The following is a 14,065-nucleotide window of genomic DNA, read 5'->3' as shown; positions in this document are numbered from 1 at the left end:
GGCGGCCACGTTGCCGAGAGCGTCGCTGGCGCAAGGCGGGCGAAGCCCATGGGTCCTCGAGGGGGTTGGCCGACGCCAGCCTGGCAGTGCAGGTGTGCGGGCTGGCAGTGGCTGCGCACGTCAGGGGCGGGGCTGGTGGGTCCGCTCACGGGTGGTCGATGCCGGTCTAGCGTCCAGGCGGCCGGATTGGCAGCGGCGAGCGGGATGGGGCCGGGTCGCTCCGTCTGATCGGCCGGTCGTTCGCTGTCCGGGGCGTCTCTCGGAACCGCCTCGGATGGACCTCCCAGCCGGATTTGTCCGCTGCGGCGGGTTGGTGGGCAATTCACCGGGATGGCCGGATCGGCGAGAGTCGGCACCGGCGCAAAGGGGGTCGGGCGGGTCCTGCGATAGGGGTTCGGCGGTCGCGCTGAGTCAGCGTGCTTCGGGGTGTTCAGGTGGTGGGGAACTGGCGATCTCGAAGGTCTTCGGGTGAAGGAATGGCGGAGGGTATCGATCGGCGGAAGATCGTCCCGGCAAGGGCGTCGGCAGGGCGGGTGGTCGGCGCGAGGACGGTTTCTCTCCGTCACGAGGGACCCCGCGCGGGGGAGGCAGACGGGGCGGCGCGGCCGCCTGGACTGCGCCGAAGGGGGTGACTTCCGTCGCGGTGACGCAGTGTCAACCCGCATTGTGCGGGATTTCCCCCGATTCGATCATTTCAGGATCGGGGATCGGGTAGTCGGACGAGCGCGGGGCTCGTATCCTGGACAGTGCCACCCCGCCTGGGGTTGGCTGTTGGGTCCAGGACGTTGCGCGGCCCGGCGCCCGCGACAGCTGTGCCGGAGGAGGAAAGATGCCACTCTCCGAGCATGAGCAGCGGCTGCTCGACCAGATCGAGCGCGAGCTCTATGCCGAGGACCCCAAGTTCGCATCCACGGTGCGCGGCACCCGGTTGCGCCGACCCGCGCGCCGTCGGCGCATCCAGGGGATCGCCCTGTTCGTGGTGGGCGTTGCGCTGCTGGTGCTCGGCGTGGTGATCCCGGTGTTGCGGGTCGCCGACGTGCCGGTGGTCAGCGTGCTCGGGTTCCTCGTGATGTTCTTCGGGGTCATGATGGCCGTGACGTCGCTGCGCCACAGCGACAGCGGCGGCAAGGACAGCCATGACGACGGAGGCGGTGGGAAGCCGACCGGCCGCAAGAGCTCCTTCACACAGCGCATGGAGGAACGTTTCCGCCAGCGCTTCGAAGGCCAATAGCACGACGGCGAATCCGCGCTTCTCCCCTCGGGGCGGAGCGCGGATTCTCGTGCGCGGGCACGGACTGCACCGCTTGGCGGGACACGGACGCCTGATTCCCGGTGGTGCGGCTGAGTCGCGCTTGACGCGCGGCTGACCCGCGTCGCGTGCGCTCGCCCGGTTCGGGATGCTCGGCCGGGGAACCGGTTTGCTCCGAGCCATGCATTGGTGCCGCGCGACAGCCGATGGGCTGAATGCGGCACCGGACGAGGTGAGGTCGGGCAGCGGGTGTCGTGACGGCTGGGGAACTGGTCGCGTTCCGAGGCGTGCGCTGTGGCGAGGCGACGGCGGTGGGCTGAGGCGACATTGCGCCGGAATCGTGGCGAGGTGCCGAGTGGCGAGGTGCCGGTTCGGAACGGACTGGGCGTTGTGGAGCTGTGCTCGGCCGGGGCAACTGGTCGTGTCCCGAGACGCGCGCCGTTGCCGGGTGGTGGACTGAACGCGCTATCGGATCGGGTGAGGGCGGCAGTCGTGCCGAGGTGCTGGTTCGGGGCTGGCCGCTGAAGTCGTGGCGGCCGGACGGGTCGCTGGAGCGGCCCGTAGGTGCGGCAGCGATCGCGACGGTTTGGGGCGGCGAACCGCCGCCCGCAACCACCGCGAGGCGCGAGTTAACGCGTCACCAAGGCACCGCGCGGGTTCAGACATCAACTCCAGCCAAGGCTCACCGTCGTCGGCGAAGTACCGATCGCGGGAACAACCGTCCCCGCAGAGACAACGGCGCGGTCCGGCGCAGGCTTTCCCGCAGCTGTCCAAAAGCGGGCTCCAGTGCCGCGTCCGGGGTGGCCTCGTCGCTGTACCAGCTGCGCTCCACCGCGCCCAGCACAGTGCGCAACGCCTCCCGCCCGGGCTCGTCCAGGCGGTGGCGTTCGGCGATCTTCCCGCCGGCCACGCGGACCGTGTCGCTGTCGGAGATCGGCAGGTCCCGGTCCGCGCACTCCGCTTTCAGTTCGCGCCACGCGGCGTCGGCGGCGCCGGGAGAGTGGGTCGCGATGGTCTGGAGATGGCGGCGGCGCACCAGGTCCCGGATCGCGGCCGGGCCTCCGATCGCGGCCAGGATCACGACCACGATCGCGGCGAACCACCACGACACCGTTCCGGCCAGCAGGCCGAGCGCGGCGACCAGCAGGACGGCTCCGGTCAGCGGAAGCCACAACGCGGCCAGGTGCAACGAGGTCGGGGCGGCGACCGCGTTTCTGACCAGCACGTCGCCGTCCGGCGTGGCACCCGGCGGCACGCCCGCCGGGGCCATGCCGGGACGGGGGCGGCGGCGCAGGAAGTACGACGTGGCGACGGCGGCGACGCCCAGGACGGCCAGAGCCAAAGCCAGCCAGGTGAGCCAGCTGTCGTCGGGGGTGGTGTCGGCGGGGGCGGCGGGCGTCGCCTGGTCGTGGGTCTTGTCGGTCGGCGCGCCGGCGGACGGGGCGGCCGAACGCGGGGCCGTCGGCAGGTCGTCGGTCGCGTTGGGCTGTTGCGGGTTCTGGGTGTTCTGCTGCAGATACGGCGGGACGATGCCGCGGCCGTCGGCGAGCGGGGTCGGGTCGAAGCTGACCCAGCCCTTGTCCCCGAAGTACGCCTCGACCCACGCGTGCGCGTCCTGCGAGCTGATCGACTGGTAGTCGCCCTTGGAAACGCCGGGGGTGAAGCCGATCGCGACGCGCGCGGGGATGTGCGCGACCCGCAGCATCACGGCCATCGCCGACGCGTATTGCTCGCAGTAGCCCCGTTTTCCCTTGAGGATGAAGTCGGCGAGCGCGTCGGCGTCGGTGGCGTCGGCGGTCTTCGTGTCGTAGACGAAACCGTTCTGCGCGCTGAAGTACTGCCACAGCGCGGTGGCCCGGTCGAAGTTGTTCGACTTGCCCGCGGTGAGCTGCTCGGTCAGCGCCGTGACGCGCCGGTCGACCTGCCCGATCCGCGTGTACAGCGCGGGGACCTCGTCGGATTTCGGCGCGGCTTCGCGCAGTTCGGCGGCGGTCGGCTCCTTGAGCGACGCGGTTTCCACATAGGACGGAGCGGGTTCGCTCGTCGTGGTGAACACCGAGCCGCTGACCCGGTCGTACAGCCACTGCGGCGGCACGCCCCGGAGCGCGCGCGGGGCGCCGTAAACGGGGAGCCAGTTGTCGACCCACCGCGTCGGCTGGATCTGGATCTGCCGCGACACTCCGGTGCCGTCGTCGCCGGGCGCGGCGGGCAGCGTGCTGTTCGCCAGCACGCCGGTCTGCGCCTGGCCGCCGGCGCGCAGGCCCCAGCCCTTGTTCGGGGTGTAGGTGTCCAAAGTGAACGCGCGCAGCAGCCGCCGGTCCGGGCCGAGGCCGCGGACCTGGAACAATTCGGTGTTCTGGCCCTGGTCGAGCAGGCCGCGCAGCTGCGTGAACGGCGCGATGCCGAAGCCGCCGGTCCCGTCGCCGTCGCCGCCCGGGCCGGAGCCGAACGGGATCTTGCCGACGGTCCCGACCATGGTGATCCCGCCGCCGAGCAGGCCGAGCACGATCGCGGAGCTGACCACGGCGACCGGGGCTTGCAAGAGCCGCAGCGTGCCGCCGGACCCGGGGGCGTCGCGGTTGCGCCAGCGGCGATGCCGGTGGTTGCCGTCCAGGGCGAGCAAGCACGCGAAGGCGCCCGCCCCGAGCACGAACGTCCACCACGGCATCAGCTCGTCCGACAGCGCCGCGGGCACCGTTTTACACGCAGAGCAGCACCAGGCCGGTCGCCGCGGGCGCCGCGGCGGCGACGGCGAGCGTGTCGACCAGTACCGCGACCAGGCCGATCGCGATCGTGACCAGGCACAGGATCGGCTGCGTGCTGTCGACCGGCGGCAGGCCGGTCCGGATCTGCTCGGCCGCGGCGGCGAGCGTCGCCCGCAGCTCGCCGAAGGCGGTGGGGCCAGGGAAGATCGTGAGCACACCCTGCGTCGTGAACGCCCCGGTGATCAGGAACAGCAGCACGAGCAGCTGCCCGAACCCGGCGACGACCGTCGGCGCGCGCAGCGACCGCAGCGCCAGCCCGGTGCCCGCGACCAGCACGACGGCCACGAACAGGTACCCGAACCACGCCCAGCCGGAGACGACGCTGGTCAGCGACGTGGCCGCGCACAGCGTCGCGAGCCCGGCGGCTATCGGCGGCAGGACGCTGCTCCGCCACGCGGGCGGGGGATCGGCCGGCTGCGGCGTGGGCGTGTGCGGGATCGGCGGCGCACCGGACGGCCGGGGAGCAGTGGTGGTCATCGGTTCCCCCTGCGTGCTCGTGCGCGATCCCGGCCGCGCACGACGGTGGCGGCCGGGTTCATCGCGTCCCGCCGATCACTGTCGACCGGTGGGTGCCCGCGCGGCACAGCAGCCCCCACACCTCGGGCATCGGCGTCTGCGGACCGGCCACCACAACGCCCCATCCGGCCCCGCGCAGCAGTTCCGCCGACTCCTCGGTCGCCGCGGCGAGGTGGTCCGGCGAGGCCGAGCCCGCCCAGGCCGGGGTGTCCAGGAGAACGGCGAGGCTGCGGACGCCGCGCGCCCGGTACCGCGTCAGCTCGTGCACCGATTCCGCGCTCACCGTGCCCAGGATCGCGATCAGTTCCTGTCCTTCGGCCGGATCGTGGCCGAGCGTCACGTCTCGCTGGTGCGCCGGCTGAAGCGCGGCCAGCGCGTCGAGGACCAGGTTGTCGTAGCCCTCGCCGCCGTCGGCGGGCGAGTCGGCCAGCGAGACGCCGTGTTCGGTCACCAGCCGGACCCGGTGCCCGGTCCGCCGCAGATGCAACGACACCGACGCGGCGAACGACACCGCCCACTCCAGGCTCGCCGCCGGGCCGCTGCCGTGGTGCGCGGCCGCGCGGTGGTCCAGCAGTACTGTCGTGCCGCCGCGCCACGGACGTTCCTCGATGCGGACCATGATCTCGTCCCGGCGCGCGGTCGAGCGCCAGTGGACCTTCCGCATGTCGTCGCCGGTGCGGTAGTGCCGCACGATCACGTCCGGCTCGCCCTGCCCGGAATGCAGCCGGACGCTTCCGTCGTCGCCCGCCCCGGCCCCGGCGCCGCCGGGAAGACCCCACAGCGGCACCACGCGCGGGACGACGACCAGGCGCGAATGACCGATCAGCTCCCGTTCGAACTCGCACAGCCCGAACGGGTCGGTGATCGTCGCGCGCAGGGGCCCGACCTGCTGGATCCCGCGCATGCCCGGCCGCAGCGGATACCGCAGCAGCACTCGCCGGTCGTGCGGCAGCCGCTCGACCACGAAGCGCGGGCGGGAGCCCAGCGCGTACGGCACGCCGTCCTCCAGCAGCACCTCGCCGCCGGGCAGCCGTCCGCTGCGCCACAGTTCCAGGTCGACCTCGCCGGTCGAGCCCGCCGCGACCCGGTCCGGGCGCAGCGAACGCGCCGCGCCGAGGCGCAGCCGGGTGGCCGAGATGTAGGCGGCGACCAGCAGCGGCAGGGCGACCACGAAGACCGCGACGCGGAGCAGGTCGCGTTCGTTGAGCACCAGCGAGCACACCGCGGCCGCGATCCCGGCGGCGAGGAGGCAGCGGCCTCGGGTGGTGAGGCCGGAAAGCGCGCGCAGCATGCGGATTCCCCTGTTTCGGGTAGCGGGACGCGCCTCAGCGGGCCGAGCCCTGGGGGACGGGGACGCGGTGCAGCACCGCGCGGACCACGTCGGTCGCCGAACGGCGGGCGGCGTGCGCCTCGGTGGTGAGCACCAGCCGGTGCGCCAGCACGGGGACCGCGACCGTGTGCAGGTCGTCGGGCACCACGTAGTCGCGCCCGGACAGCGCGGCCTGCGCCCGCGCGGCCCGGACCAGGTGCAGCGTCGCGCGCGGCGACGCGCCGAGCCGGATCTCCGGCACCTGCCGGGTCGCCGACACGACGTCGACGGCGTACCGGCGGACCTCCGGCGCGATGTGCACGCCGCGGACGGTCTCGATCAGCCGCAGCATCGTCTCGCCGTCGGACACCGGGGTCAGGTCCGCGAGCGGGTTGTGCCCGGAATGCTCGTCGACCATGGCCAGTTCGGCCTGCTGGTCGGGGTAGCCGATGGACACCCGCGCGGTGAACCGGTCGCGCTGGGCCTCGGGCAGCGCGTAGGTGCCCTCCATCTCGATCGGGTTCTGCGTCGCGATCACCATGAACGGCGCGCCGAGCGTGTACGTGCTCGTGTCGACCGTGACCTGGTGCTCCTCCATGCACTCCAGCAGCGCGGACTGCGTCTTCGGCGAGGCCCGGTTGATCTCGTCGCCGACCACGATGTTCGCGAACACCGGGCCGGGCCGGAACTCGAACTCGCCGGTCTGCCGGTTGTAGATGGAGACGCCGGTGACGTCGCTGGGCAGCAGGTCGGGCGTGAACTGCACGCGGCTGACGGTGCAGTCGATCGAGCGCGCGAGCGCCTTGGCGAGCGAGGTTTTGCCGACGCCCGGGACGTCCTCGACGAGCAGGTGACCCTCGGCCAGGAGGGTCACCAGCGCGATCCGGATGACGTCCGGCTTGCCGACGAGGACGCGCTCCACGTTCGCGGCGATCCGGCGCGCGGTGTCGTGCAGTTCGCCGAGCCCGGCCGCCGGGACCTGAGCCAGCCCGTCCGCGGACTCGACCGCCGGGTACGGCGGCTGCCCGGACCCGTTGCCGTGACCTCCGGCGGGGGAAGCGGACTGGATTCTCGACGTCACTCGACCTCCTGGTGGCGCAATAGCTGGACGGGAACCGGCGGGGATGCGCGCCTGTCCAGCGTTCTCCCCAGTGTGTCAAACCCGGGAGAACTGGGCGGCGGAACCCCGAGATCGTTTCATGGTGACGCCCAGCCACCCCAGTGCTCCTTCTTACGGGTGATTATGAGGCATTTTCAGGTGATCCCGCTGACCGTATGCACTGTCGTATGCTCCGAAACGAAGTCGCCCGACCACGGTTCGACGTCGGAAGAGGTGCATCCGCGCATGAGCGAGGCCGAGGCGGAACGGAAAGCCGGGCTCCCGGGACTGTCCGGCGGCCGGTTCGCGGTCACGCCCGAACTGGCGTCCGCGACGTACGCGAAGCTCGGCGAACTGCAGGACGTCGTCGGCGAGATGGTCCGCGAGGCCGCGGTGCTCGGCCGGTCGGTGCCGCTGGGCGGCGGGTACGCCGGCGAGGTCGGCGCGTTCATGGCGAAGTACGGCCTCGGCCGCGACGGCTCGGCGGTCGACCGGCTCACCGCGTTCGGCAAGGAAATCGCCGGGCTCAAGCAACGCATCGGCGGCGCGCTGGAGAAATACCGCGACCAGGACGGCGAGGCCGCCGAGGGCGTGGACTGCACCGGTGGCTGACCGTCGCGCGGCGCGTGCCGCACTCCTTCTTCCCGTCGGACTCGCTGTGCTGTCGGTGGTTTCATGCGGCCGCATGCCGGGCATCTCCCACGCCGCCCCCGCCGACGGAGGTCCGCCGCCTCCGACGTCCTCGGCCCCGTCGCTGGCCAAGCTCGACCCGTGCACGCTGCTCTCGCCGCAGGACCGGTCGTCGGCCGGGCTCACCGGGCAGGGCAAGCCCAAGACGATCGGCGAGGCGCGCGCCTGCGACTGGACGGTGCCCTCGACCTTCGGCGTCACCGTCACCCTCGACGAGACCAACGGCCTGGCCAACCTCGACCTCTCCGACGGCAAGCGCACCAAGAAGGACGTCGGTTCGCACCAGGCGGTGCAGGTGTCCCGCCCCCGCGGCGCGTGCGCGGTGCTGCTCGACGTCGGCGGCGCGCAGAGCGTCCAGGTCGACGTGACCAACGCGAACTTCGCCGACTCCGCGCTCGCCTGCTCGCGGGCGGGCGACGTGGCCGGACTGCTCGAGCCGAAGCTGCCGTGAACCCGTGCGAGGAGGAAAGTCGTGACCGACACCCCGGCTGAGTCCCCGGCCCCCGAGCCGGCGGTCCGGTACGAAGCGTTCAGCCACGCGGCGCTGGCCGCGCAGGCGGTCGACGGCAACGACCCGGCCGCGGCCGGCGAATCGGGCGCCCGGTGGGCCGGGCTGGCGCAACGGCTCGAGGACTCGATCGGCGGGCTCGTCGCGTTGTCCGCGGGCAGCGAGGAAACCTGGCAGGGCGACGCGGGCGACGCGATGCGGAAGGTGCTCGGCAAGGCTTCCGGCTGGCTCGCCGAAACGTCGGTGGTGTCGGCGAAAGTCGGGGAAGCCGTCCAGGGACAGGCCGAGGTCGCCGCCCGGGCGCGCGCGGACATGCCCGCGCCGGTGGACTTCGACCCGGCGGCGATGATCCGTTCCGCCGCCGCGAGCGGGAGCCTGGTGCAACTGGCCGGGCTCTCGTCGGCGATGGACCGGCGGCGCGCCGAAGCCGAGGCCGCCCGGCAGAAGGCGATCGACGTCCTGCGCACCCGGGACACCGCGCTGCGCGGGCTCCTGCCCGAAGGCGAGTTCCCCGCGGTCCCGCCGCTGGGCGCGGGGCCGGCTTGATCAGCCTGTCGGCATCCGCGTTCGACATCGTCTGGGCCGACCTCGGCCTCGCCGCCCCGCCCGCGCCGCTGGCGGTGCGCAGCGTGGGGGAGACCGACGCCGACCGGTCCGCGATCCGCGCGGAGGTCTACCGCAACCTCGGCGAACGCGGCCTCTTCGACGGCAGGCTCGACGCCGGCCTCGAGAACAGCCTGCGCGTGCTGGCGTCCGCGGAGCGGTACGTGGAATGCGAGGCGCTCGCCGACATGACGGCCGACGAACCGTTCCGCGCGGTCGCCGCGCTCCGGGGACGCGCCGCCGTGCTGGCCGTGCAGCCGGCGCGGACGATCGGCGTGCGCGGCATCGGCGAAAGCGAGCTGGCCTCGGCGATCGTCGACGTGCTGCCCGAACTCTCGGCCGGTCCCGGCTACGGCGTCCGGCTGCCCGCGACGGGCGAGCCGCCCGGCGGCGCGCAGGGGGAGGAGCTGCGGGCGATCCAGTCCCGGCCGGTGTACGCGGCGGGCCAGTTCACCGTCCACGTCCGCGACCGGGCGGGCAAGCTCGTCAGGGCAGGCGGACTGACGTGGTTCGACACCGACGCCGGGGCGTATTCGGCGGTGTGCTCGCCGGGGCGCGGCGGACAGGAGTGGGTGACGGTGTCCCCGGTGGACAGCCCGCGGCTGGCCGAGCGGGTCATGGAGCTGGTGCCCCGCTGACCCCCGCGCTCTGAAGCGGACGGTTCTCCACTCGCCCCCACCCGGGCCCCCACCCGGCCCCACCCGACCTGGCGCATCGGTCCCCACCCCGCCCCACGGTGCCCGTCCGAGGTGGCGCGACGGCTCCCCGCCCTGCCCCCACCAGGCCCCGCCGCGGTTCCCCCACCGCGCTCCACCCGCGTCCCCACCGGCCCCCACCGGTTCCCCCACCAGCCCCCACTTCGGGTCCCCACGCTGCCGAAACGCGGACGTTTCAGACCTTCCGAGGTTGCGAGAAACCCCGGTGCGGGGGATCTTCGCCACGGTCCCCCCACCCGGCCCCCACCTGGACCCACCTCCGTGACCTGCGCAAACGCACCACCCGACGGAGTGGCACGGCCGCGGGACGCGTTGACTGTGGTGAAAAGTGGGGTACGGTGGTGCGCAGTGGGGCGGAAGGGAGCCCCCGAGCCGGAACCGGGCGGGGAGCCAACCGGATCCGGTAGGGAGGTGGAGGCCGGTGTTCCTCGGCACCCACACCCCGAAGCTGGACGACAAAGGGCGGCTCACGCTGCCCGCGAAGTTCCGCGAAGCCTTGGCCGGCGGGCTGATGGTCACCAAGGGGCAGGACCACTGCCTCTTCGTCTTCCCCCGTGCCGAGTTCGAGCAGATGGCCAGGAAGGTCGCCGAAGCCCCGTTCACGAACGAGGCGGTGCGGGCCTACCAGCGCTACCTGTTCGCCGGGACGGACGAGCAGCGTCCGGACGGGCAAGGGCGCGTCGCCATCGCGCCGGAGCTGCGTCGGTACGCGGGGCTCAACAAGGAGTGCGTGGTGATCGGCGCGATCACCCGGCTCGAGATCTGGGACGCCCAGGCGTGGCAGGGCTACCTGGACGAACACGAGGACAGCTACGCACAGGCTCGGGAGGAAGTACTGCCGGGCGTCTTCTAGGAGGCGCCCCGGGCGCACCTGTGTCGTCGGGGGACGCGGGTACGCCGTTCGACGCGGATGCCGTGAGGCCTCTGTCCGCTCTTTGACCCTGGCGCACCTTCCCCGGTGCCAGGTCAGCAAGCGGGCGGGCAGGGACCTGACGGCATCCGCCGCATCTTCCCCGGTTACGCACGCGGCAGAAAGGGGGAGACATGACGGACTCGGCCGAGCACGTTCCGGTGCTGCTGGACCGCATCGTCGAGCTGTTCGCCCCCGCGCTGGCCGACCGCGACGCCGTCCTGGTCGACGCGACCGTGGGCCTCGGCGGACATTCCGACGCGCTGCTTTCCGCGTTCCCCCGGCTCCGGCTGATCGGCCTCGACCGCGATCCGGCCGCGCTCGAGCGCTCCGCGGAGCGGCTCGCGCGGCACGGCGACCGCGTCGATCTGGTCCACACTGTCTACGACGGACTTCCCGAAGCGGTGTCCGGACTGGGACTGTCCCGAGTGGACGGAATCCTGTTCGACCTCGGCGTCTCCTCGATGCAGCTCGACCGCGCCGAACGCGGGTTCGCCTACTCGCAGGACGCGCCGCTGGACATGCGGATGGACCCGACCACCGGGTTCACCGCGGCCGACGTGCTCAACACCTACGCGCCCGGCGAGCTGATCCGGATCCTGCGCGACTACGGCGAGGAACGCTTCGCGCAGCGGATCGTGCGCGCCGTCGTGGCGGAACGCGAGAAGGAACCGTTCACCCGCAGCGGCAGGCTGGTCGAACTGCTCTACTCCGCGGTGCCCGCGGCGAGCAGGCGCACCGGCGGGCATCCGGCGAAGCGCACCTTCCAGGCGCTGCGGATCGAGGTCAACGGCGAGCTGGAAGTGCTGCGCCGGGCGATGCCCGCGGCGCTGGGCACGCTGGCGATGAACGGCCGGATCGTCGTCGAGTCCTACCAGTCCCTCGAGGACCGGCTGGTCAAGCAGGCGCTCGCGGAACGGGCGAAATCCCGGACGCCGGAAGGGCTTCCGGTCGAACTGCCCGGGCACGGGCCGGAACTGAAGCTCCTCACCCGGGGAGCGGAGAAAGCCGGCGAGAGCGAGATCGAGCACAACCCGCGGGCCGCCTCGGTGCGGCTGCGCGCAGCACAACGGATCGGAGAGCCGCGATGACCGCACCTACGAAGTCCCGCCGCTCGTCGTCGACCGCTGCGGAGCGGGCACCGCGGAACACCGTCACCGAGACGGAATCCCCGGCACGGCGGCGCACCACGGCGGCCGAGCGCGCGTACGCCCGGCGGGCGCAGCGCGCCGACCTGCTGCGGCAGCGCGCGCCGAAAAAGCCGGTCGCGCAACCGGAAACCGTCGAGACGAAGACCGTCCGCACGCGGCTGCGGCTGCGCTGGCCTCGGTCGCGGGCGTCGTTCGTGCTCGTGATGATGGGGCTGCTGGCGGTCGGGGTCGCCGCGACGCTGTGGTTCACCACGCAGGCGATCGCCGATTCGTACCGGCTCGAAAAACTGCGCACGGACAACGCTTCGCTGATGGAGACGAAGGACCGGCTGGAGCGCGAGGTCGCGAAGGCCCAGTCCCCGGCGTCTCTCGCGCCCGCGGCCAAGCAGCTGGGCATGGTGCCCGGCGGCGACCCGGCGCGCATCGTGGTCGGCAAGGACGGCAAGACGACCGTCGTCGGCGAACCGAAGAAGGCCCAGCCGGACGAGCAGGACGCGGTCGCGCCACCGGCGCAGCAGCCGGCCGCTCCGCCGGAGGGCGGAATCGAAGGCGACCTGTCGGGCACGCCCGCGGGGACCGCGGGAGGGCAGTGATGGCGGCAGGCGGCAGCAGCCGTTCCCGGGCGGCGGGCAGCGCACGGCGGACTTACGCCGCGGGCACCCGCCGCGCGGTCGCGAAACGGGGCAACGGCGGACAGCGCAGCCGGTTTTCCGCGGTGCGCATCATGCTCGTGGTGCTGATGGTGGTGGCGGGCGCGAAACTGGTGCAGGTGCAGTGGTTCGAGGCGCCCACGCTGTCCGCGGCGGCCGAACGCCAGCGCACGCTCACCATCGACATCCCGGCGCAGCGCGGGTCCATTGTGGACCGCAATGGCTCGAAGCTGGCGTTCAGCGTGGAAACCCGCACGCTGTCGGTGAATCTGCGCGCGCTGCACAAGTCGATGGACGAGTACGCGAAGAAGTACCCGGACAAGGGCCGCAACTTCGAAACCGAGGTCGCCGGCGCGGCGAAGCTGATCGCGCAGAAGGTCCCGCACCTGACGACGGAGGCCGAACAGCTGGCGCTGCTGCACAAACAGCAGTCCTTCACCTACCTCGTCGACAACGTCGAGCCGTCGGTGGCCGACCAGATCGTCAAGAAGTACGCGTGGATCAGCGTGGAGAAGCGCGCCAAGCGCGAGTACCCGGGCGACACGCTCGCGTCGAACATCGTCGGCCTGTCGAACTGGCGGATGGACGACCCCGACGTGTCGAAGCACAACCTGCACGGCGTGGTCGGGCTGGAGAAATCGCGCGACGCGGACCTGGCGGGCACGCCCGGCCGCGAGATCGTGAACACCCAGAACGGCAACGACAATCTGTACCTGCCGGGCACCGAGCACGTGCTCACCGCCGCCGTCCCGGGCTCCGATCTCCAGCTGACCATAGATTCCGACCTGCAGTTCGAACTGCAGCGCCAGCTGAGCGACTACGTCGCGAAGGCGAACGCCAAGGGCGGCCAGGCGGTCATCATGGACGCGAAGACGGCCGAGGTTTACGCGCTCGCCGACTCCAGCACGTTCAACCCGAACGACCCGTCCACGATCAAGCCCGACCTGCTGAACAACCGGCCGGTCACCACGCCGTACGAACCCGGTTCGGTGAACAAGGTGGTCACCGCGACCGCGGCGATCGACGACAAGATCGCCACACCCACCTCGACGCTGGAGGTGCCGGGCTCGATCAAGGTCGCCGACCGGACGGTGCACGACGCGTGGTCGCACGGAACGCAGACCTTCACCACCACCGGCGTGTTCGCGAAATCCTCCAACGTCGGCACGCTGGAACTGGCCCAGCAGGTCGGCCCGGACCGGTACCTGGAACTGCTGAAGAAATTCGGCATCGGGCAGAAGACCGGCATCGGCCTTCCCGGCGAGAGCTCCGGCTACGTGCCGCCGCGCAAGGACTGGTCGGCGTCCACGTTCGGCAACCTGCCGATCGGGCAGGGCCTTTCGATGACCGTCGTGCAGATGGCCGGGATGTACCAGGCGATCGCGAACGACGGCCTGCGCGTCGAACCGCGGATCGTGAAGGCGAAGAAGAACCCGGACGGCACCGTGACGCCGGAAGCGCCGCCGAAGACCGAGCGCGTGGTGAGCCCGGAAACCGCGAAAACGGTGCGGGACATGCTGCGCGCGGTGGTGCAGAACGCGAAGAGCCCGAACGCGGGCACCGCGCCGTCGGCCGGGCTGGAGGGCTACCAGGTCTCCGGCAAGACCGGCACCGGCCAGCAGATCGACCCGCGCACCAAGGCGTACAGCTCGAGCCTGGCGAACATCACCTTCGCCGGGATCCTGCCCGCCGACCACCCGCGGTTCGTCGTCGGCATCCGGCTCGACGCGCCGGACACCACGTTGCCCATCGGGCATTCCGCGGGCCCGCTGTTCCACTCGATCGCGTCGTACCTGTCGCAGCGGTACCAGATTCCGCTGTCCGACGGGCCGTCGCCGGTGGTGCCGCTCGTCGTCGGCTGACCGCCGCGCCTTCCCAACTCGCAGGTCCGTGAGGGGA

Annotated in this window: 13 protein-coding genes; 9 read left to right on the top strand and 4 right to left on the bottom strand. The window is 72.1% G+C overall.

From position 1 onward, the window contains the following. The first annotated feature begins 829 nt into the window (after positions 1-829). Positions 830-1,231 carry a DUF3040 domain-containing protein gene (locus SSMG_RS24420; RefSeq protein WP_009080401.1) on the top strand — a complete coding sequence of 134 codons (402 nt, stop codon included), beginning with the start codon at positions 830-832 and terminating at the stop codon, positions 1,229-1,231. 700 nt (positions 1,232-1,931) lie between these two features. On the opposite strand, the gene SSMG_RS24415 is transcribed toward SSMG_RS24420, so the two are convergent. The 4 genes from SSMG_RS24415 to SSMG_RS24405 are packed head-to-tail and all read right to left on the bottom strand — an operon-like array spanning position 1,932 to position 6,827. After that, positions 1,932-3,944 (bottom strand): transglutaminase domain-containing protein, encoded by a 2,013-nt coding sequence (locus tag SSMG_RS24415; RefSeq protein ID WP_199785974.1) that lies wholly within the window; start codon positions 3,942-3,944, stop codon positions 1,932-1,934. Positions 3,945-3,948: 4 nt separating this feature from the next. Then, positions 3,949-4,491, bottom strand: coding sequence for a transglutaminaseTgpA domain-containing protein (locus tag SSMG_RS46355; RefSeq protein ID WP_199785973.1), 543 nt, complete (start codon positions 4,489-4,491; stop codon positions 3,949-3,951). Positions 4,492-4,549: 58 nt separating this feature from the next. Beyond that, on the bottom strand, positions 4,550-5,821 hold the full coding sequence (locus tag SSMG_RS24410) for a DUF58 domain-containing protein (protein WP_037714693.1): 1,272 nt from the start codon (positions 5,819-5,821) through the stop codon (positions 4,550-4,552). A gap of 34 nt (positions 5,822-5,855) precedes the next feature. Beyond that, positions 5,856-6,827 (bottom strand): MoxR family ATPase, encoded by a 972-nt coding sequence (locus SSMG_RS24405; protein WP_078561154.1) that lies wholly within the window; start codon positions 6,825-6,827, stop codon positions 5,856-5,858. A 357-nt stretch (positions 6,828-7,184) separates the two neighbouring features. On the opposite strand from SSMG_RS24405, the gene SSMG_RS24400 reads away from it, so the two are divergent. The 8 genes from SSMG_RS24400 (at position 7,185) to SSMG_RS24365 (ending at position 14,028) form a co-directional block, all read left to right on the top strand. After that, positions 7,185-7,550, top strand: a complete 366-nt coding sequence (locus SSMG_RS24400; protein WP_037717878.1) for a hypothetical protein — start codon at positions 7,185-7,187, stop codon at positions 7,548-7,550. Then, on the top strand, positions 7,543-8,079 hold the full coding sequence (locus SSMG_RS24395; protein ID WP_009080395.1) for a DUF3558 family protein: 537 nt from the start codon (positions 7,543-7,545) through the stop codon (positions 8,077-8,079). The genes SSMG_RS24400 and SSMG_RS24395 overlap by 8 nt, the downstream gene beginning before the upstream one ends. Positions 8,080-8,100: 21 nt before the next feature. Beyond that, positions 8,101-8,682 carry a PPE domain-containing protein gene (locus tag SSMG_RS24390; RefSeq protein ID WP_037714690.1) on the top strand — a complete coding sequence of 194 codons (582 nt, stop codon included), beginning with the start codon at positions 8,101-8,103 and terminating at the stop codon, positions 8,680-8,682. Then, positions 8,679-9,377, top strand: coding sequence for an ESX secretion-associated protein EspG (locus tag SSMG_RS24385; protein WP_037714684.1), 699 nt, complete (start codon positions 8,679-8,681; stop codon positions 9,375-9,377). The genes SSMG_RS24390 and SSMG_RS24385 overlap by 4 nt, the downstream gene beginning before the upstream one ends. Before the next feature lie 499 nt (positions 9,378-9,876). Continuing rightward, positions 9,877-10,308 (top strand): division/cell wall cluster transcriptional repressor MraZ, encoded by a 432-nt coding sequence (gene mraZ, locus SSMG_RS24380; protein WP_009080393.1) that lies wholly within the window; start codon positions 9,877-9,879, stop codon positions 10,306-10,308. Positions 10,309-10,499: 191 nt separating this feature from the next. Continuing rightward, complete coding sequence (rsmH, locus tag SSMG_RS24375; protein ID WP_009080392.1) at positions 10,500-11,456, top strand: 16S rRNA (cytosine(1402)-N(4))-methyltransferase RsmH; 957 nt, start codon at positions 10,500-10,502, stop codon at positions 11,454-11,456. Next, positions 11,453-12,109 (top strand): hypothetical protein, encoded by a 657-nt coding sequence (locus SSMG_RS24370; RefSeq protein ID WP_009080391.1) that lies wholly within the window; start codon positions 11,453-11,455, stop codon positions 12,107-12,109. The genes rsmH and SSMG_RS24370 overlap by 4 nt, the downstream gene beginning before the upstream one ends. Next, positions 12,109-14,028, top strand: coding sequence for a penicillin-binding protein 2 (locus SSMG_RS24365; protein WP_009080390.1), 1,920 nt, complete (start codon positions 12,109-12,111; stop codon positions 14,026-14,028). Before SSMG_RS24370 ends, SSMG_RS24365 begins: the two co-directional genes overlap by 1 nt. Positions 14,029-14,065 lie beyond the last annotated feature (37 nt).

Origin of the sequence: Streptomyces sp. AA4 (assembly GCF_000158875.1) — a bacterium.
GTDB lineage: Bacteria > Actinomycetota > Actinomycetes > Mycobacteriales > Pseudonocardiaceae > Amycolatopsis.
Note: the sequence above shows the minus strand (reverse complement) of the source record. Positions and strands in the feature narration are given on the sequence as shown.